The organism is Halomonas gemina (genome assembly GCF_023554995.1).
Classification (GTDB): Bacteria; Pseudomonadota; Gammaproteobacteria; order Pseudomonadales; family Halomonadaceae; genus Halomonas; species Halomonas gemina.
Genome location: NZ_JAMJPK010000001.1, coordinates 432,554 through 450,327, shown reverse-complemented (window position 1 = coordinate 450,327; position 17,774 = coordinate 432,554). Strand labels below are relative to the sequence as shown.

The following is a 17,774-nucleotide window of genomic DNA, read 5'->3' as shown; positions in this document are numbered from 1 at the left end:
CCTCCTTGTCGTCGTGTGGTGTAGCGCCGACACTTGCATGAGCGGAACATTATACGCTGCACGGCGCCATGTCTCACCCGGCGGCAAGGATGTTATTCCGGAAACGCGAGGAGCCAGCAAGATGCACCAAGTGAGAGTCTGGGATCTGCCGATACGCCTGTTTCACTGGGCCCTGGTGAGCACCGTGGCACTCTCCTTCTACACCATGAAGACCGGCGGGGCGCCCTTCGTGTTTCCCGTGGAGATCCACGGTCGGGCCGGGCTGGTGGTGCTGGGCCTGCTGCTCTTTCGCTGGGGCTGGGCCCTGGCGGGCAGCCACCACGCGCGGCTGTGGCATTTCCTGCATGGGCCACGCGCCATGCTGGACTACCTGCGCGCCCTGCGCCGCGGGCCGCTGCCGCCCTATGCCGGCCACAATCCCCTCGGCGGACTGTCGGTGCTCGCCATGCTGGTGTCACTGAGTGTCCAGGCGACCAGCGGGCTCTTCCTCAGTGACGACATCTTCTTCCAGGCGCCGCTGCATGAGCGGGTCTCGAGCGAGGTCAGCGACAGCCTGCACACCCTGCACCACTGGAATGCGCAGTTGCTGATCGCATTGATCGTGCTTCACCTGGTGGCCCTGGTGGTGCATCGGCTGAAGGGGGAGCGTCTGGTGGGCGCCATGGTTACGGGGCGCAAGCGGCTGCCGGGAGGTCCCGAAAAAGTGGCCGACGAAAGCGCCGTCCCGGCGCGTGGCAGTCCCTGGCTGGCGGCCGCCCTGCTGGTGGTCGCAATCGGGGTGGTGGGCTGGCTATGGCAGCTGTGATGCGCGGCGAGATGGGGGCGAGGCCGAGGCGGTTCGAGGCGCCGCCTCGGCGTGACGGCGTCGCGCCGGATCACTCGGCACGATAGTTGTCGTGGCAGCCCTTGCAGGTATCGGCGACCGTCGCTACCTGACGGCGCATGGCCGTGAAGTCATCGCCCCGGGCGAGCTCGGCCAGGGTGGCGGTCTCCTCGATCAGGGTCTGCTGACGGGACTCGAAGTCCGCCCGGTCGTCGGCGATATCGGCCAGGGCATCGGTATCGACGCCATGGTCGTCCCCCCGCAGGGAGCCCTCGACGAACCCTTCCCAGGGGAGGTGGGCCACGCCGGCGAGATTCTCGGCACGGCGGGCGAACTCCTCGGCGTCGTAGTCGACCTTGCCCTGGGCCATGTCGCCCAGCGGGCCGATCTGCCAGGCCATGACGCCCAGGGCATCCTGGCGGTACTCGATGGCCTTGTCGACATCGGCCTGGCTACTGGTCGAGGCGAGAAGGGCGGTGGAGAGGGTGGCGGCAGCGATGAGAGGCAGGCGGGAGAGTGGCATCACGATCTCCATTTCGTGTCCAGTGAGGGGATGACCGGTCGTCGCTTGACGCCGGTCAAGCTCAGCCTAGCAGCTCTCGCGCCATCCGCTAGTCGGCCCGCTGCTGCCGGCTGCGGAAGCGGGCGTAGGCCGTGCAGCCGACGAACAGGGCAAGGGCGACCAAGGCCTCGGCACTGCCGCGCAGCCCCTGGCCGGGAAGAGTGGCCACCATCACCCCCTGGCTGAAGTAGAGCAGGCTGACGAAGGCCAGCCAGGCATGGCCGCGGGGGCGGCGCGTGAGGATCGAGGGCAGGAACAGCACCAGCGGCAGCACGAAGGCCAGCAGGGGCACCAGGGGATTGCCGTCGGTGGTGACGATCACACCACGATAGACCATCAATGCCAGCAGCAGACCGTAGCTGCCCAGCACCAGCCGGCGTGAACCCTCGGTCAGCCGATCGAGCCCCTTGCGGGCTTCCAGTCCTTCCAGCCACTGTCTCATGAGGCCTCCCGGCGCGCGGCATCGAGGGCCAGGGCCAGGCGGGCCAGCCGCTTGCCCTGGGCGAAGGCCAGGTGGCGCTCATGCTCGTCCAGCGGCCGGTCGCTGCGCTTGCCAGCGACATGGCTCGCCCCATAGGGGGTCCCGCCGGCGGCGGTCTCCATCAGCTCGATCTCGCTGTAGGGCAGGCCGGCATAGACCATGCCATGGTGCAGCAGCGGCAGCAGCATCGAGACCAGCGTGGTCTCCTGGCCACCATGCAGGCTGGAGGTCGAGGTGAAGGCGGTGGCCGGCTTGTCGATCAGGGCACCACCGAGCCAGAGCTCGCTGGTACCGTCGATGAAGTACTTGAGGGGGGCGGCCATGTTGCCGAAGCGGGTCGGGCTGCCGATGGCCAGGCCCGCGCAGTGGCGCAGATCATCGAGGCTGGCATAGACGGCGCCCGCGTCGGGAATCTCGGGATCGACGGCCTCGCAGGTGGCCGAGACCGGCGGCACGGTGCGCAGGCGGGCCTCGATGCCCGGGCAGGACTCGACGCCGGCAGCGAGGCGCTCGGCCATGGCGCGGGTGGCGCCGTGGCGCGAGTAGAAGAGGACCAGCACATAGGGGAGATTTGCGGTCATGGGGGTTCCTGATGGACTGAAGCATGGACCTGAAGACGGCGCGACGCGCGACGGGGATCAGTCGAGGAGGGAGCAAACCGCCTCGGGCGGCCGGCCAATGGCGGCCCGTTGCCCATCGTCGGCGATCGGCCGCTGCAGGAGCCGCGGGTGGGTGACGATGGCATCGATCACCTGGCGGGGATCCTCGGCATCGGCCCCGAGCTGCTTCCACTCGGTCTCATTGTGCCGCACCAGCGCCGAGACACTCCCCTCCAGGCGCTGGATCAGGGAGCGCAGCTCATCGGCATCCAGCGGCGCGTCCAGGTAGCGGCGGACTGTCACCTCGGCACCGCCCTCCTCGAGCAGGGCCAGGGCCTGGCGTGACTTGGAGCAGCGCGGGTTGTGGTAGAGGGTGATGCCGGCCATGGAGGCTCCTTGGACCCGGGATAGGTGGCGCCATTGTATCAGCGGGTGCAGGCAGGGCCAGCATGACGTCACTCCGCCGATGCCTCGTCCGTGGCCGGCAGGCGACGGTAGACCCAGGCCGCCCGGCCATCGGCGAGCACCTGGCGGACCCGCTCGTAGCGGATGCCGAGGCGTTCGTAGCGGTCGAGGCGTTCGAGCTCCTGGGCCTCGACACGCAGCAGCAGCCCTTCGACCCGGGCCCCGGGCGCCGGCGACAGGTCCAGACCCGTGCGCTCGAAGCCTTCCAGCACGGCAGGCTCGGGGTCGCCGACGCGGCCGTAGACCAGCCAGCGGACCGGCGCATGGGTGAGAGTGCCATAGACGAAGACCCGGTGGGGGCCCTCCCGGACGGGATCCAGGTGGTCGGGTCGGTCATAGGTCCAGGGGCTGAGCAGCGAGAGCCACAGCCAGCCGGCCAGGGCCAGCGGTGTGCCGAGGGCCAGGGCCCCCAGCCACTTGAGGGGTCGCATGGGGCATCCTTGTCGTGGGGGAGGTGGCCATCCTGCCACGATCGGGCCGGCGACTTAAGCCGCCGGGGCGGCTCTGCTAGGATGGGATTTCCCCATGACGTCCAGGAGGTGCCCCATGAGCCAGGCGAATCGCGACGACGTGGATTTCCGGGCACTGATGGAGGATGTGCGTCCCCTGCGCAGCGCCACCAACCGGGCCGACCCCGGGCGAACCCGCGGCGCGCCCAGCGAGGCGCAGCTGGCCCGGCGCGAGAGTGCCGCGGCCGAGGCCTCGGGCCGCGACTTCCTCTCCGACGACTTCGTCGACCTGGTGCCCCCCTTCGATCCGCTGGCCTTCCACCGCGACGGCATCCAGCAGGCGGTGGTCGACCGTCTGCGTCACGGCGGCTACCCGGTGCAGGCCAGCCTCCACCTGCTGCGTCGGCCGCTGGAGGAGTGCCGGAGACTGCTGCCGCCCTTCATTCGCGAGGCCTACGCCCACGACCTGCGCTCGGTGCTGATCGTCCATGGCCGGGGACGCGAGATCGACAGCCCGCCCAACGTGCTGCGCTCCTACCTGGCGAAGTGGCTCGGCGCCTTCGACGAGGTCCAGGCCTACGTCTCGGCGGGTCAGGCAGACGGCGGCCTGGGCGCGACCTGGGTGATGCTGCGCAAGAGCGAGCGAGCGAGGTCGGCGAACCGCGAACGCCAGCAGAAGCGGCGCGGCTGAGGCCCGCGCGCAAACAGTGCTGCCGGCCCGAGGGCCGGCAGCGTGCTCTGCACGGGGAGGGAGCGTCAGGCCAGGGCGGGTTGCGCGTGCCGCTGTCCGAGCTCGCGCAGGCGACGACGGAACAGCGGTTCGGGGTCGTCGGTGCCCGGCTGGTAGCCGCGACTGAAGGTGTCCAGGGCGCGCAGGGCATCCTCGACGACCTGGTCCTCGCGCAGCGAGAAGGCATCGAAGCCGCAGCGCGACATGTAGAACAGCTGGTCGATCAGCACATCGCCCAGGGCGCGGATTTGGCCCCGATAGCCGTGCCGCTCGCGCAGCAGTCGGGCGATGCTGTAGCCCCGGCCATCGGTGAACTTCGGGAAGTCGATGCCGACCAGCGGGGCCGTCTTGAGCTCGTCGGCCAGCGCCGGCGTGAGCTCGGTGTCGCTGGGCAGCCAGGGGGCCAGGTCGTCGCGCCGGCCGGCAGCCTGCCAGACCGCCAGGGGGACCAGGGAGGGCCCCTGCGCCGGGACGGTCTCCTCGTCGTGGCGGACCCACTGGTCCTCGACCAGGCGGCGCTTGACGATCAGCGGGCGGGTGACGGTCTGCTCAGGCATAGACACGCTCCTTGAAGGGTTTGAGGCCGATGCGGCGATAGGTGTCGAGGAAGGTCTCGTCGGGCTGGCGGCTGCCGACATAGACCTGCAGCAGCTTGTCGATCACCTCCGGCACGTCCTCGCGGAAGAACGAGGGGCCCAGGATCTTGCCCAGGGAGGTGCCATTGCCCTGGCTGCCGCCCAGCGAGATCTGGTAGTACTCCTCGCCCTTCTTGTCGACGCCAAGGATGCCGATGTGGCCGACATGGTGGTGGCCGCAGGCATTCATGCAGCCGGAGATATTGAGCTCCAGCGGCCCCAGGTCGTAGAGGAAGTCGAGGTCCTCGAAGCGCTCCTGGATAGCGTGGGCGACCGGGATCGACTTGGCATTGGCCAGGCCGCAATAGTCGCCGCCGGGGCAGCAGATCAGGTCGGCCAGGGTCCCCACCGTGGGGTTGGCCATGCCCAGGGCCTCCAGCCGCTGCCAGAGTTCCTCCAGGCGGTCCACCGGCACGTCGGTGAGCACCAGGTTCTGCTCGTGGGTGACCCTCAGCTCGCCGTGGCCGAACTCGTCGGCGAGGTCGGCGATGGCCGCCATCTGCTCCGAAGTGACATCCCCGGGCGAATGCTCGCGACGCTTGAGCGACAGGGTCACGGCCTTGTAGCCGGCCACCTTGTGGTCGGCGACATTGTTGGTGACGAAGCGCGCGAAGGCACGGTTCTCGCCGCGCAGCCGCTCGAAGGCGTCGATGGCCTCGGCCGTCACCTCGCGCCGTGGCGGCTCGACGAAGTGCGCCGCCACGGCCTCGACGGCGCCGGCGGTCAGGGTCTGGGGACCATCCTTGAGGTGGGCCCACTCCTCCTCGACGCGGCGGCGGAACTCGTCGACCCCCAGCGCCTTGACCAGGATCTTGATGCGCGCCTTGAACTTGTTGTCGCGACGACCGAACTGGTTGTAGACCCGGACCAGGGCCTCCAGGTAGGTCAGCAGGTGCTGCCAGGGCAGGTCCTCGCGCACCACCTCGCCGATCATCGGCGTGCGGCCCAGGCCCCCGCCGGCCAGAACCCTGACGCGCACCTCGCCGTCACGATCGCGCCACAGGCGCAGGCCCACGTCGTGGACCTGAATGGCGGCGCGGTCTTCGGTCGCACCGGTCACGGCGATCTTGAACTTGCGCGGCAGGTAGGCGAACTCGGGGTGGAAGGTCGACCACTGACGGATCAGCTCGCACCAGGGGCGCGGGTCGACCTGCTCGTCGGCGGCGACGCCGGAGAACTGGTCGGTGGTGGTGTTGCGGATATCGTTGCCGCTGGTCTGGATGGCGTGCATCTGCACGCTGGCGAGCTCGGCGAGGATATCCGGCACGTCCTCGAGCTTCGGCCAGTTGAGCTGCAGGTTGGTGCGGGTGGTGAAGTGGCCATAGCCGCGATCATAGCGGGCGGCGATCTCGCCCAGCTTGCGCAGCTGATAGGACGCCAGCATGCCGTAGGGAATGGCGATGCGCAGCATGGGGGCATAGCGCTGGATGTAGAGGCCGTTCTGCACGCGCAGCGGCAGGAACTCCTCCTCGCTGATCCGGCCCGCGAGATAGCGGCGCATCTGGTCGCGGAACTGGGCGACGCGTTCATCGACCAGCGTCTGATCGTGGGTGTCGTAGCGATACATTCAGCGCATTCCTGATGCTGGGAAGTGGCGGACTATGGCGCTACCTTACCGCTTGTCGTTTATTCTAGAAAAGAATAAATATTCATAGTTTATATGCAAAATGGAATGACGACGGGCTCAGATGACCAGCGCCTGCCAGCGCCGCCGCTGCCAGATCAGCATGAAGCCGGCCGAGTTCAGGCAGCGATAGCCCAGCTGCACCCACCAGATGCCGACCAGCCCCTGGTCGAGCACCACCCCGACCCACCAGGCGAGCGGCAGGAACACCAGCCACTGCAGGATGAGGGTGGTCGCCATCACCGTGCGGTGGGCACCGGCCCCGAGCAGCGCCTGGGCGAACACCAGCGCCGCGGCATCGAGCACGATCATCACGGCCGTGAGCATCAGCGGCACCCGGCCCATGGCGACCAGCACGGGATCGTGCAGGAAGAGGCCAAGCAACGCCTCGGGAAACAGCAGCATCGGCAGGGCGAGCACTGCCAGGCAGAGCCAGGCGAGGTGCACCACCTCCCAGCCCCAGCGGTGGGCCTCGCCATGGGCCTGGCGGCCCAGCGCCTGGCCCACCAGGCTCATCGCCGCCATGCCCAGCCCCACACCGGGCAGGATCAGCAGCAGCGAGAGGTTGACCAGCACGTGGCCGACGGCAACGCTGGCGGTGCCGATCTGGCCCAGGATCCAGAACAGCACGGCATAGCCGGCGGCAAACCACAGCTGCTGGAAGGAGTGGGGGGTGGCCAGGCGCAGGGTGATCGCCAGGGTGGGGCGCCGCGGCAGGCCGGCCAGGAAGCCGCTGGCGGTGGCGTGGCGCAGGCTGAGCCCGGCCCAGATGGCGAGCCCGGCAAAGAGCGACAGCGTGGTGCCGGCGCCGGCCCCGGCCGCGCCCATCGCCGGCAGGCCGAGGTGCCCGAAGATCAGGCCGATGCTCGCCACCACGTTGATGGCATGCATCACCAGGATGATGCGTAGGTAGATGCCGGTCTGCTGGATGCCGTTCCAGTAGCCACGGAAGCAGAAGATCATCGCCACCGGGATCAGCGAGACGACCCGCCAGCGGAAGTAGTCCACCGCCTCGGCATTGACCGCCGGGTCCTGGTTGATCAGCGCCAGCAGGCGCGGCGCCTGCCACAGGCAGAGCAGGGTCAGGGGCAGGGCGACCGCCAGGGCGATCGCCAGGCCAGCGTTGAGCGCCATGGCGCGCCGCTCCCAGTCCTGTTCGCCGTGGCGGCGAGCCGTCTGGGCCTGGACGCCGGAGGAGAGCCCGAAGACCACGGCGGTGATCAGGAACATGGCGTAGCCGCCGATGCCCACGCCGGCCAGCGGCACCTCGCCTAGCGAGCCCACCAGGGCCGCGTCGATCAGGTTGAGCAGGCTCTGGGTGAGCATGCCGGCGATGATCGGCAGGGCGAGGCGCAGGATCGTCTGGCGGCGAGTGGGCTCGGGCAGCATCCGTGTTCCGGGCAGGTGAGGGGAGGCGGCCCGCCAGGGCGGGCCGGAAGGGTCAGGCCGGGTCGTAGGAGAGCACCGGCGCGAGCCAGCGCTCGAGTTCCTCGATGCGCATGCCCTTGCGTCTGGCCAGCGCCTCGACCTGGTCCCGGGTGATCTTGCCGGTGGAGAAGTACTTCGAGCGCGGGTGGGAGAAGTACCAGCCGGCCACCGCGGCGGCGGGCCACATGGCGAAGTTCTCGGTCAGCACGAGGCCGGTATTCTCGGTGGCCTCGAGCAGGCGGAACAGGGTCGCCTTCTCGGTGTGGTCGGGGCAGGCCGGGTAACCGGGTGCCGGGCGGATGCCCTGGTACTTCTCGGCGATCAGGGCGTCGTTGTTCAGCGCCTCGTCCGGCACATAACCCCAGAACTCCTTGCGCACCCGCTCGTGAAGGCGCTCGGCGAAGGCCTCGGCCAGCCGGTCGGTGAGCGACTGGACCAGGATGGCGTTGTAGTCGTCCCCCGCGGCCTTGTAGCGCTCGGCGAGTTCCTCCACGCCATGCCCGGTGGTGACGGCGAAGCCGCCGATCCAGTCGGGCTTGCCGCTCGGCTCGCCATCAGCGTCATGGCGGGGCGCGATGAAGTCGGCCAGGCTGTGACAGACACCGTCGCGGTTCTTGGTGGTCTGCTGGCGGATATGGTGCAGGCGCTCGATCACCTCGCGGCGCGACTCGTCGGCATAGACCTCGATGACGTCGTCGTCGACGCTGTTGGCCGGCCAGATCCCGATCACCCCACGCGCCTGGATGCGCTGCTCGTCGATCAGCTTGCGCAGCATCGCCTGGGCATCGGCGAATAGGCTGCGTGCTGCCTCACCGACCTTGGGGTCGTCGAGGATCTTCGGATACTTGCCGGCCAGCTGCCAGCTCATGAAGAAGGGCGTCCAGTCGATGCGCTCGACCAGTTCCTCGATGTCATAGTCGTCGAACACCTCGATCCCGGTGATGGCCGGCCGCGGTGGCGTGTAGCCGTCCCACTCCATGGCCGGCTTGCGCTGGCGGGCCTCGGCGTAGGAGAGGTCGGCGGCCTTGGGACGACGCTTGGCATTGCGTTCGCGCACCGTCTCGTACTCGGTGCGGATCTCCTCGACGTAGGCCGGCTTCAGGGCCGGGGAGAGCAGCTTGCCGGCCACGCCCACGGCGCGGGAGGCATCGGTGACATAGATCACCGGATGCTCATAGCCGGGCTCGATCTTCACCGCGGTGTGGGCCTTGGAGGTGGTGGCGCCACCGATCAGCAGCGGCAGGCTGAAGCCCTGGCGCTGCATCTCCTTGGCCACGTGGACCATCTCGTCCAGCGATGGCGTGATCAGGCCGGAGAGGCCGATGATGTCGGCGTTCTCGTCGCGGGCGGTCTGCAGGATCTTCTCGGCGGACACCATCACGCCCAGGTCGATGACTTCGTAGTTATTGCACTGGAGCACCACGCCGACGATGTTCTTGCCGATGTCGTGGACGTCCCCCTTGACCGTGGCCATGACGATCTTGCCCTTGGCCTGGGTGTCGGCGCTCTTCTCGGCCTCGATGTAGGGGATCAGGTAGGCCACCGCCTGCTTCATGACCCGCGCCGACTTGACCACCTGGGGGAGGAACATCTTGCCGGCGCCGAAGAGGTCGCCGACCACGTTCATGCCGTCCATCAGCGGCCCCTCGATCACCTCGATGGGCCGCTCGGCCCGCTGCCGGGCGAGCTCGGTATCCTCCTCGATGTGGGCCGTGATCCCCTTGACCAGGGAGTGGGCGATGCGCTTCTCGACCTCCCAGCTGCGCCACTCCAGATCCTCCTTCTTGACCGGGCCGCTGCCGTCGCCCTTGTACTTGTCGGCCAGGTCCAGCAGCCGCTCCGTGGAATCGGCACGGCGGTTGAGCACCACATCCTCCACGGCCTCGCGCAGCTCCGCCGGCAGGTCGTCATACACGGCCAGCTGGCCGGCATTGACGATACCCATGGTCAGCCCGGCGCGGATGGCGTGGTAGAGGAATACCGAGTGGATCGCCTCGCGAACCGGGTTGTTGCCGCGGAAGGAGAAGGAGACGTTGGAGACGCCACCCGAGACCAGGGCATGGGGCAGGTGCTCGCGGATCCAGCGGGTGGCCTCGATGAAGTCCACGGCGTAGTTGTCGTGCTCCTCGATGCCGGTGGCGATGGCGAAGATATTGGGGTCGAAGATGATGTCTTCCGGGGGGAAGTCGAGCTCATCGACCAGGATCCGGTAGGCGCGCTGGCAGATCTCGGTCTTGCGCGCGAAGGTGTCGGCCTGGCCGGCCTCGTCGAAGGCCATCACCACCACGGCCGCGCCATGGCGACGGCAGATGGTGGCCTGCTCGCGGAAGGCGTCCTCGCCCTCCTTCATCGAGATGGAGTTGACCACCGCCTTGCCCTGCACGCACTTAAGGCCCGCCTCGATGATCTCCCACTTGGAGGAGTCGATCATGATCGGCACCCGGGCGATGTCGGGCTCGCCGGCGATCAGGTTGAGGAAGCGCACCATCGCCTCCTGGGACTCCAGCATCCCCTCGTCCATGTTGACGTCGATGACCTGGGCGCCGTTCTCCACCTGCTCCAGGGCGACCTCCAGGGCGGTGGTGTAGTCCTCCTCGACGATCAGCCGCTTGAAGCGCGCCGAGCCTGTGACGTTGGTGCGCTCGCCGACGTTGACGAACAGCGAGTCGGACTCGATGTTGAAGGGCTCGAGCCCGGAGAGACGACAGGCGCGCGGCCGCTCGGGCACCCGCCGCGGTGCCAGCCCCTGGATGGCGGCGTGGATCGCCGCGATATGCTCGGGGGTGGAGCCGCAGCAGCCGCCGATGATGTTGACCAGGCCGCTCTCGGCGAACTCGGCGACGATGGCCGCCATCTCCTCCGGGGTCTGGTCGTACTCGCCGAACTCGTTGGGCAGGCCGGCATTGGGGTGGGCCGAGACGAAGGCGTCGGCCTTGGTGGCCAGCTCCTCGACATAGGGGCGCAGCTCCTGTGCCCCCAGGGCGCAGTTGAGGCCGACGGAGAGCGGGCGGGCGTGGCGCACCGAGTTCCAGAACGCCTCGGTGGTCTGGCCCGAGAGGGTACGTCCCGAGGCGTCGGTGATGGTGCCGGAGATCATCACCGGGAGCCGCTCGCCGCGCGTATCGAACAGCGCCTCCAGGGCATAGATCGCCGCCTTGGCATTAAGGGTGTCGAAGATGGTCTCGATCAGGATCAGGTCGCTGCCACCCTCGATCAGCGCCTCGGCGGCCTCATAGTAGTTCTCGCGCAGCGTATCGAAGGTGACGTTGCGCTTGGCCGGGTCATTGACGTCCGGTGACAGCGAGGCGGTGCGCGAGGTGGGCCCCAGCACGCCGGCCACGTAGCGCGGCACGCCACTCTCCTCGGCCACGGCGTCGCAGACCGCACGCGCCAGGCGCGCCGACTCCCGGTTGAGCTCGGGGACCAGCGCTTCCATGCCGTAGTCGGACTGGGAGAGCCGCGTGCTGTTGAAGGTGTTGGTCTCGACGATGTCGGCGCCGGCTTCCAGGTACTGCCGATGGATCCGCGTCACCAGGTCGGGGCAGGTCAGGCCCAGCAGGTCATTGTTGCCCTTGAGGTCGCTCGGCCAGTCGGCGAAGCGGTCGCCACGGAACTCCTGCTCGGAGAGCCCGGCATTCTGCAGCATGGTCCCCATGCCACCGTCGAGCATCAGGATGCGTCGCGCGAGGCTGTCATGGAGCGTGGCGGTCAGGGCGGTGGGAGCGGCGGCCATGGGTCGAATCAATCTCCAGCGTAAGGCAGTCAGGGGTCGAGCCGGCAGCGGGGCGCCTGGGGCGTCTTGTCGAGGATAGGCGCTGCGGGCAAGGGGCGGGCCTGCCGGGCACGGGCACAGCGACAGACCGCCGGGAAAGTCGCTCATGTTACCAAATGCCGCGCCGCCGCGGCAGGGGGCCGGCTAAAACCCAGCAATTCAGTCGGGATTGTGTCGGCCGCGCGGGTCGCTTACCATTGGGGCATCACACTTTCAGCACATGTCGCGACGCCACCCCGGAGCGGCATGTCACGATAGCGAGAGCACCATGAGCGACAGCATCCAGATCACCGACAGCGCCCAGGACTACCTTGCCGAACTGCTCGAGAAGCAGAACGTCGAGGGTATCGCGGTGCGCATCTTCATCACCCAGCCGGGCACCCCCTACGCCGAGACCTGCCTGGCCTACTGCCGGCCCGGCGAGGAGGAGCCCAGCGACGAGCTGCTGGAGCTCGAGAAGATCCGCGTCTACCTGGACAAGAACAGCCTGCCCTTTCTCGAGGAAGCCGTGGTCGACTTCAACGCCGACCGCATGGGCGGGCAGCTGACCATCAAGGCGCCCAACGCCAAGATGCCCAAGGTCAACGCCGACAGCCCGCTCGAGGATCGCGTCAACTACATCCTCTATAGCGAGATCAACCCGGGACTGGCCTCCCATGGCGGCGAGATCAAGCTGGTCGAGCTGACCGAGGACCAGGTCGCGATCCTGGCCTTCGGCGGCGGCTGCCAGGGCTGCGCCGCGGTGGATCTCACCCTCAAGGATGGCGTCGAGAGGACGCTGCTGGAGCGCATCCCGGAGCTCGCCGGGATCCGCGACGTGACCGACCATACCGACACCACCAACGCCTACTACCGCTAGTCGAAACACCGGGGGAGAGTGCCCCGGGGAAGCCGCCAGGCTTCCCGGCCCTCACTCTGAATCTGTTGTCGAAGGCCCCGCTCCCGCGGGGCCTTCGTCGTTCCCGGACGCCTCCTCGCCCGCCCGGACCGGCACCGGTGTCTGCCACAGGCAGCGGTGGAGCTGGGTCTCCAGGTCGCGCAGGCGGCGCACCTGCTCCTCCAGCAGCTGCTTCTGCTCGTCGATGCGCGCCTGCATCAGGACCTGCTCATGCTGCAGGGTCCGGGTCCGCTCCTCGGCCTGGTGCCGCGCCCACTCGGTCTCGCGATGGCGCTTCTCCTCCTCGGCCAGTGCGCCGCGCGCCTCCTGCACCAGCTGCTGTGCCCGCTCCAGGCGTGTCTCGAGCTGCTGCAGCCGCTGGGCATGCTGCTTGTCGGCGGCCTGGCGCTCCTGGCGCGCCTCGTCGAGCAGGCCCATCAGGCGCGCCTCGCTGCTCTCGTGGCGCTTCTCCTCCCGGGCCAGGCGCTCCTGGTGGCGCGTGGCCTGCTCGGTCATGGCCTGCTGCTGTTCGCGCGCCTGTCGCTCGCCCTCCTGCTGCAGACTCGCCAGCTGCGCCTCGAGGCGAGTCTGTCGAGTGGTGAGCTTCGCCTCGCGCTCCGCCAGCACGTCGCGCTCGGACTCGCGGCGCGCCAGCTCGCCGCTCTGCTCCTCCAGGCGCTGCTCGGTACGCGCCAGGTGGGCGGCCAGCGCCGACTCGCGCTGTTCGGCGTCCTCGGCGCGGCGCATGGCCTCGCCGGCTTCCTCCCGCGCCGTCTCCACCCGACCCTCTGCCTCCTGCCGATAGTGGGCGAGGGCCTCGTTGGCGGATGCCTGGGCCTTCTCCCACAGCGACTCGGCGAGCTCCTGCAGGGCCTCGGGCATGCCGCGTGGCGGGGGCAGGTCGCGGTTCTCCTCGCGCCGTGTCCGCCACTCCCGCAGGTGCTCGCTGATGGTCGTGAAGCTGCCGGTCCCCAGCACCTCGCGCACCTTGTGCACGCTGGGCGCCTCGCCCTTCTCCAGCAGGGCATCGATGGCCCGCTGGACATCCTCGTAACGCACGCCGCTGCGCGCCATGGTCATTGTCCTCGTAGTTGTCTGCCGGGTCTGCTGCCTGGCGGTCGAGCGCAGTATACCCGTCGGCGGTTCGCTATTGAAGATAATTACATAAAACGTAATACGTAATAATATTTATGATATTCAGAATATAATCAAGATTACGCGGCTTATCTTGATTTTCTAGCAGGGAAGGCCGGATACTGACCAGCAAGGAGCAAGGAGCAAGGAGCAAGGAGCAAGGAGCAAGGAGCAAGGAGCAAGGAGCAAGGAGCAAGGAGCAAGGAGCAAGGGGTAGATATGGACAGAGAAGCGGGACAGATGACGCCTGGTGAAGTGTTCAGTGCGACATCGACGGTGCTCAAGCGACGGCCCAATGAGGCGGTGCCGCATCAGGGCCTGCATATCGCCGCCGGCACGGACGCCGAGGCCGTGGCACGGTGGCTCGAGGAATACCGGGCAAGCCCCCGGACCCGGCGCGCCTATCGCCGCGAGGCCCAGCGCCTGCTGCTGTGGCTGGCGGAGCAGGGCAGGGGGCTCGATGCGATGCGCCGGGAGGACCTGGACGCCTTCGAGGCCTTCCTGGCCGACCCGCGGCCCGCCGAACGCTGGGTCGGGCCGGTACGCCCGCGCCAGGACCCGCGCTGGCGTCCCTTCCGTGGCCCACTGTCGCCCGCCAGCCGCCGTCAGAGCCTGGTGATCTTGCAGGGCATGTTCGCCTGGCTGGTGGAGGCGGGCTGGGTCCGCCACAACCCCTTCCGGCTGATGCGCGACAAGCGCCGGCGGCTGGACAACCGCCAGGGCGGGATCGAGCGCTACCTGGAGCGCCCGCTATGGAACTGGCTCTGGGAGTGGCTGAACCGGCCGGCGGAAGAGGGCGCCTCACCCCGTCACCGCTACGAGCTGGCCCGGCGCCGCCTGGTGTTCGGCTTCGCCTACCTGCTGGCCCCGCGGATCGGCGAGATGAGCGCGGCGCGCATGAACGACTTCCAGCGCCGCGAGGGGCGCTGGTGGTGGAGCGTGGTGGGGAAGGGCGACAAGGCGGCACGCATCCCGGTGCCGCCCGACATGATGACGCTGCTCGGCGAATGGCGCCTCGCGCTGGGCCTGGCGGCGGAACCCTCGCCGGATGACGCCTCCCCCCTGCTGCGGGCCCTGGACGGCCGGCGGGGGCTGGGTGACAACCGCCTCTACCGGCTGATCCGCGAGGGGTTCCGGCAGGCGGCCGATGCGCTCGAGCATGAGGCGGGCGAGACGGCGCAGGGCGAGGTGCTGCGCCTGCGCCAGGCGACACCGCACTGGCTGCGCCATACGGCCCTGACCCACCAGGCCCAGGCCGGGGTGGAGCTGCGCTACCTGGCCGCGACGGCCCGCCATTCGCGCCTCGACACCACGACGCGCTACCTGCATGCCGAGGACGAAGCGTGGCATCGCCAGCAGGCGCGGCACGGCCTGGGGGTCGGGCGCCCGGCAGGCGATGACGATGATCGAGATGAAGGCCGTGAGCCGTTATAATGGCTAAAGCCACCGCCAGGAGAGACCATGAGCGCCGAGACCACCGCCGAACAGGCCCAGCAGGAGCTTCTCGACGAGTTCGAGATGTTCGACAACTGGATGGATCGCTACCAGTACATCATTGACCTGGGCAAGCAGCTGCCGGCCTTTCCCGATGAGTGGAAGGTCGAGGAGCTGAAGATCCAGGGCTGCCAGTCCAATGTCTGGATGCACCACCGCCGCGAGGGCGAGACCCTGCACTTCGATGCGGTCTCCGACGCCGCCATCGTCTCCGGGCTGATCGCCGTGCTGATGCGTATCTACAACGACCGTCGTCCGGCGGACATCCGCTCCACCAGCCCCCACTTCATGCGTGACCTGGGCCTCGACAAGCACCTCTCGCCGACCCGCAGCAACGGCCTCAACGCCATGCTGGAGCGGATCTACCGCGTGGCCGAAGAGGAAGCGGCCGCCTGATCAGCGGTCGCCGGATGGCCGGTCGTCCGTCCGGCAGCGGAACTGCTCGTCCAGCTCCGGGTCTTCCCGGCAGAGCCACTCGCTGGGGCCGCCCGGTACCGGGTCGATGCCCCCCTCGCAGCCTGGGTGGCAGCGGGCAATTCGCCGTAGCGCCATGATCCCGCCCCTCAACGGGCCGTGCACCCGCAGTGCCTCCAGAGTATAGCTCGAGCAACTTGGCCAGTAGCGGCAGCGTGGGCCCAGCAGCGGGCTCAGCGTCAGCTGGTAGAGCCTCACCACAGCGATCATCAGCCAGCCGAGGGCTCGGCCCAGCCAGCGCAGCAGGCGTTGGATCCCGGCGGCCAGGCAGGACACGTCTCAGCCCTTGCCGTAGAGGGTGTCGGGATCGATCAAGGGGTCACTGGCGATACGCGCCTCGTCGTCCTCCAGCGCCACGTAGAAGCAACTGCGCCTGCCGCTGTGGCAGGCCGGCCCCGTCTGCTCGACCTGCAGCAGCAGGGTGTCGCCGTCGCAGTCCAGCGCCGCGCCCTTCAGGTGCTGCTGCTGGCCGGAGCTCTCGCCCTTGCGCCACAGCTTGCCGCGCGAGCGCGACCAGTAGCAGACGCGGCCGGTGCGCAGGGTCTCCGCCAGGGCCTCGCGGTTCATCCACGCCATCATCAGCACCTCGCCGCTGTCGTGCTGCTGGGCGATGGCCGGGATCAGGCCGTCGGCGTTGAAGCGGATGGCGTCGAGAATCCCGGCCAGGGGAAACCGGCTGTCGCGTGAGGCCCGCTCGAGGCTCTTGAAGGTATCGCTCATGGAAACTCCGCAGGGGTGGCGGGGCGCTCGGTTGCCTGCCGGCAGGCGTCACACTGGCCCAGCAGCTCGATGGTTTGGCGCTGGACCTCGAAGCCCAGCTCCCTGGCGCGTCGCGCCAGGTGGTCGTTGATCTCGTCCAGGTGCAGTTCCTCGACCCGGCCACAGCGGCGGCAGATCAGCAGCTGGAAGCCGTGGGCATGCTCGGGGCAGGGGCAGGCCACATAGGCATTGAGGGACTCGATGCGATGCACCAGCCCCTGGTCGATGAGAAACTCCAGGGCGCGGTAGACGGTAGGTGGCCGTGCCGCGGCGTGCTCCGCCGCCAGGCGGTCCAGCAGGTCGTAGGCCTTCAGGCTGCCGGGGGCGGCGGCGATCATCTCCAGCACCCGTCGGCGGATCGGCGTGAAGCGCACGCCGCGCTGCTGGCACTGCCGTTCGGCCTGGCGGATCATGTCGCGGGAATCGGTCATGGCACCCGGGGGATGGCTGGAAGGAAGCGCCATTCTACGCGCCGGGCCGACGAGGGGCCAGCCGTGGCCGCCCTCAGGCCGTCTCGCGCAGCTCGCTGGAGCGCGCGAAATGGTGCTGGGCGAAGGCGACCCTTTCCTCGGGGGCGACCCCCTCGGGCTGGCGTTCGATCAGGTCGAGGCGGGGGCGCAGCCCCTCGCCGTTGGCCATCTGGATCGCCAGCCCCGGGCGGGCATTGAGCTCGAGCAGCATGGGGCCGTGGTCGCGGTCGAGCACCATGTCGGTGCCGAGATAGCCGAGGCCGGTCATCTCGAAGCAACCGGCGGCCAGCCGCAGCAGCGTGCCCCAGTCGCCGATGTGCAGGCTGGCGAGCTCGTGCCCGGTGTCGGGATGGTCGTGTCGCGTGCGATCGAACTGCACCCCGCGGATCGCGCTGCCGCTGGCGATGTCGATGCCCACGCCCACGGCCCCCTGGTGCAGGTTGGCCTTGCCGTCCGAGGCGGCGGTGGAGAGGCGCATCATCGCCATCACCGGATAGCCCTTGAAGACGATCACCCGGATGTCCGGCACCCCCTCGTAGGTGTACTCGGAGAAGGACTCGTCGAAGTTGATCAGCGCCTCGACCAGGGCCACGTCCGGCGAGCCCCCCAGGGAGTAGAGCCCGGAGAGGATGTTGGAGACATGGCGCTCCACGTCGCCGAGGGTCAGCTGGGCCCCGCTCGGCTTGATGTAACGCCCGCCCTCGATCCGCTCGATAACCAGGATGCCCTTGCCACCGCTGCCCTTGGCCGGCTTGATCACGAACCCGTAGTGGCCGGTGAGCATGGCGCCGATGTGCTTGACGCCGAACTGGGTGGTCACGGTGCCGATCAGCGCCGGGGTGGTGATGCCGTACTCCTGGGCCAGCAGCTTGGTCTGCAGCTTGTCATCCACCAGCGGATAGAGCCGGCGGTTGTTGTAGCGTCCGATGTAGCGGATGTTGCGCCGGTTCATGCCGATGATCCCCTTGGCATGCAGGCGGGCAGGGGTCGTCCACATG

General features: G+C 68.6%; 19 protein-coding genes. 5 read left to right on the top strand and 14 right to left on the bottom strand.

What is annotated here, in order from left to right; genetic code table 11:
• Window positions 1–121 precede the first annotated feature (121 nt).
• On the top strand, window positions 122–805 hold the full coding sequence (locus M8009_RS02225) for a cytochrome b/b6 domain-containing protein (RefSeq protein ID WP_250059133.1): 684 nt from the start codon (window positions 122–124) through the stop codon (window positions 803–805).
• Between the two features lie 70 nt (window positions 806–875).
• On the opposite strand, the gene M8009_RS02220 is transcribed toward M8009_RS02225, so the two are convergent.
• The 5 genes from M8009_RS02220 to M8009_RS02200 all read right to left on the bottom strand — a co-directional run bounded on the left by M8009_RS02220 (window position 876) and on the right by M8009_RS02200 (window position 3,361).
• A complete protein-coding gene (locus M8009_RS02220; RefSeq protein ID WP_250059132.1) occupies window positions 876–1,346 on the bottom strand; it encodes a c-type cytochrome in 471 nt (156 codons plus the stop codon).
• 88 nt (window positions 1,347–1,434) lie between these two features.
• Entirely contained in the window at window positions 1,435–1,827 is a 393-nt protein-coding gene (locus M8009_RS02215; RefSeq protein ID WP_250059131.1) for a DUF2069 domain-containing protein, read from the bottom strand.
• Window positions 1,824–2,447 (bottom strand): NAD(P)H:quinone oxidoreductase, encoded by a 624-nt coding sequence (gene wrbA, locus M8009_RS02210; RefSeq protein WP_250059130.1) that lies wholly within the window; start codon window positions 2,445–2,447, stop codon window positions 1,824–1,826. Before wrbA ends, M8009_RS02215 begins: the two co-directional genes overlap by 4 nt.
• Before the next feature lie 57 nt (window positions 2,448–2,504).
• Complete coding sequence (arsC, locus tag M8009_RS02205; protein ID WP_250059129.1) at window positions 2,505–2,852, bottom strand: arsenate reductase (glutaredoxin); 348 nt, start codon at window positions 2,850–2,852, stop codon at window positions 2,505–2,507.
• Between the two features lie 68 nt (window positions 2,853–2,920).
• The gene (locus M8009_RS02200) at window positions 2,921–3,361 is read right to left on the bottom strand and encodes a gamma-glutamylcyclotransferase family protein (RefSeq protein ID WP_250059128.1); all 441 of its coding nucleotides are present in this window, start codon (window positions 3,359–3,361) and stop codon (window positions 2,921–2,923) included.
• A gap of 115 nt (window positions 3,362–3,476) precedes the next feature.
• Between M8009_RS02200 and smrA the strand changes: the two genes are divergently transcribed.
• The gene (gene smrA, locus M8009_RS02195) at window positions 3,477–4,070 is read left to right on the top strand and encodes a DNA endonuclease SmrA (RefSeq protein ID WP_250059127.1); all 594 of its coding nucleotides are present in this window, start codon (window positions 3,477–3,479) and stop codon (window positions 4,068–4,070) included.
• Window positions 4,071–4,135: 65 nt separating this feature from the next.
• Here the strand turns inward: smrA and M8009_RS02190 are convergent, their stop codons facing one another.
• The 4 genes from M8009_RS02190 to metH form a co-directional block, all read right to left on the bottom strand.
• Entirely contained in the window at window positions 4,136–4,666 is a 531-nt protein-coding gene (locus M8009_RS02190) for a DUF934 domain-containing protein (RefSeq protein WP_250059126.1), read from the bottom strand.
• Entirely contained in the window at window positions 4,659–6,311 is a 1,653-nt protein-coding gene (locus tag M8009_RS02185; protein ID WP_250059125.1) for a nitrite/sulfite reductase, read from the bottom strand. The genes M8009_RS02190 and M8009_RS02185 overlap by 8 nt, the downstream gene beginning before the upstream one ends.
• Window positions 6,312–6,428: 117 nt before the next feature.
• Window positions 6,429–7,757, bottom strand: a complete 1,329-nt coding sequence (locus M8009_RS02180; protein ID WP_250059124.1) for an MATE family efflux transporter — start codon at window positions 7,755–7,757, stop codon at window positions 6,429–6,431.
• A 52-nt stretch (window positions 7,758–7,809) separates the two neighbouring features.
• Complete coding sequence (gene metH, locus M8009_RS02175; RefSeq protein ID WP_250059123.1) at window positions 7,810–11,529, bottom strand: methionine synthase; 3,720 nt, start codon at window positions 11,527–11,529, stop codon at window positions 7,810–7,812.
• Between the two features lie 307 nt (window positions 11,530–11,836).
• On the opposite strand from metH, the gene nfuA reads away from it, so the two are divergent.
• Window positions 11,837–12,427: a Fe-S biogenesis protein NfuA gene (nfuA, locus tag M8009_RS02170; protein WP_250059122.1), complete on the top strand. Its 591-nt coding sequence runs from the start codon at window positions 11,837–11,839 to the stop codon at window positions 12,425–12,427.
• 51 nt (window positions 12,428–12,478) lie between these two features.
• Here nfuA and M8009_RS02165 read toward each other — a convergent pair whose 3' ends face one another.
• Window positions 12,479–13,519, bottom strand: coding sequence for a DNA-binding protein (locus M8009_RS02165; RefSeq protein WP_250059121.1), 1,041 nt, complete (start codon window positions 13,517–13,519; stop codon window positions 12,479–12,481).
• Between the two features lie 300 nt (window positions 13,520–13,819).
• Between M8009_RS02165 and M8009_RS02160 the strand changes: the two genes are divergently transcribed.
• Together M8009_RS02160 and M8009_RS02155 are read left to right on the top strand one after the other, a co-directional pair.
• Window positions 13,820–15,013, top strand: coding sequence for a tyrosine-type recombinase/integrase (locus tag M8009_RS02160; RefSeq protein ID WP_250059120.1), 1,194 nt, complete (start codon window positions 13,820–13,822; stop codon window positions 15,011–15,013).
• A gap of 27 nt (window positions 15,014–15,040) precedes the next feature.
• On the top strand, window positions 15,041–15,469 hold the full coding sequence (locus M8009_RS02155; RefSeq protein ID WP_250059119.1) for a SufE family protein: 429 nt from the start codon (window positions 15,041–15,043) through the stop codon (window positions 15,467–15,469).
• Here M8009_RS02155 and yidD read toward each other — a convergent pair whose 3' ends face one another.
• The 4 genes from yidD to M8009_RS02135 form a co-directional block, all read right to left on the bottom strand.
• Window positions 15,470–15,757: a membrane protein insertion efficiency factor YidD gene (gene yidD, locus M8009_RS02150; protein ID WP_250059474.1), complete on the bottom strand. Its 288-nt coding sequence runs from the start codon at window positions 15,755–15,757 to the stop codon at window positions 15,470–15,472. It lies immediately after the preceding gene.
• 69 nt (window positions 15,758–15,826) lie between these two features.
• Entirely contained in the window at window positions 15,827–16,267 is a 441-nt protein-coding gene (gene hisI, locus M8009_RS02145; protein ID WP_250059118.1) for a phosphoribosyl-AMP cyclohydrolase, read from the bottom strand.
• Window positions 16,264–16,737, bottom strand: coding sequence for a transcriptional repressor (locus tag M8009_RS02140; protein WP_250059117.1), 474 nt, complete (start codon window positions 16,735–16,737; stop codon window positions 16,264–16,266). The genes hisI and M8009_RS02140 overlap by 4 nt, the downstream gene beginning before the upstream one ends.
• Window positions 16,738–16,810: 73 nt before the next feature.
• Window positions 16,811–17,773: an alpha-L-glutamate ligase-like protein gene (locus tag M8009_RS02135; RefSeq protein ID WP_250059116.1), complete on the bottom strand. Its 963-nt coding sequence runs from the start codon at window positions 17,771–17,773 to the stop codon at window positions 16,811–16,813.
• Window position 17,774: the final 1 nt, after the last annotated feature.

Coding starts and splice junctions, on each gene's coding strand:
- M8009_RS02225 (WP_250059133.1), top strand. CDS start 122: ATGCACCAAGTGAGAGTCTGGGATCTGCCGATACGCCTGTTTCACTGG.
- M8009_RS02220 (WP_250059132.1), bottom strand. CDS start 1,346: ATGCCACTCTCCCGCCTGCCTCTCATCGCTGCCGCCACCCTCTCCACC.
- M8009_RS02215 (WP_250059131.1), bottom strand. CDS start 1,827: ATGAGACAGTGGCTGGAAGGACTGGAAGCCCGCAAGGGGCTCGATCGG.
- wrbA (WP_250059130.1), bottom strand. CDS start 2,447: ATGACCGCAAATCTCCCCTATGTGCTGGTCCTCTTCTACTCGCGCCAC.
- arsC (WP_250059129.1), bottom strand. CDS start 2,852: ATGGCCGGCATCACCCTCTACCACAACCCGCGCTGCTCCAAGTCACGC.
- M8009_RS02200 (WP_250059128.1), bottom strand. CDS start 3,361: ATGCGACCCCTCAAGTGGCTGGGGGCCCTGGCCCTCGGCACACCGCTG.
- smrA (WP_250059127.1), top strand. CDS start 3,477: ATGAGCCAGGCGAATCGCGACGACGTGGATTTCCGGGCACTGATGGAG.
- M8009_RS02190 (WP_250059126.1), bottom strand. CDS start 4,666: ATGCCTGAGCAGACCGTCACCCGCCCGCTGATCGTCAAGCGCCGCCTG.
- M8009_RS02185 (WP_250059125.1), bottom strand. CDS start 6,311: ATGTATCGCTACGACACCCACGATCAGACGCTGGTCGATGAACGCGTC.
- M8009_RS02180 (WP_250059124.1), bottom strand. CDS start 7,757: ATGCTGCCCGAGCCCACTCGCCGCCAGACGATCCTGCGCCTCGCCCTG.
- metH (WP_250059123.1), bottom strand. CDS start 11,529: ATGGCCGCCGCTCCCACCGCCCTGACCGCCACGCTCCATGACAGCCTC.
- nfuA (WP_250059122.1), top strand. CDS start 11,837: ATGAGCGACAGCATCCAGATCACCGACAGCGCCCAGGACTACCTTGCC.
- M8009_RS02165 (WP_250059121.1), bottom strand. CDS start 13,519: ATGGCGCGCAGCGGCGTGCGTTACGAGGATGTCCAGCGGGCCATCGAT.
- M8009_RS02160 (WP_250059120.1), top strand. CDS start 13,820: ATGACGCCTGGTGAAGTGTTCAGTGCGACATCGACGGTGCTCAAGCGA.
- M8009_RS02155 (WP_250059119.1), top strand. CDS start 15,041: ATGAGCGCCGAGACCACCGCCGAACAGGCCCAGCAGGAGCTTCTCGAC.
- yidD (WP_250059474.1), bottom strand. CDS start 15,757: ATGATCGCTGTGGTGAGGCTCTACCAGCTGACGCTGAGCCCGCTGCTG.
- hisI (WP_250059118.1), bottom strand. CDS start 16,267: ATGAGCGATACCTTCAAGAGCCTCGAGCGGGCCTCACGCGACAGCCGG.
- M8009_RS02140 (WP_250059117.1), bottom strand. CDS start 16,737: ATGACCGATTCCCGCGACATGATCCGCCAGGCCGAACGGCAGTGCCAG.
- M8009_RS02135 (WP_250059116.1), bottom strand. CDS start 17,773: ATGTGGACGACCCCTGCCCGCCTGCATGCCAAGGGGATCATCGGCATG.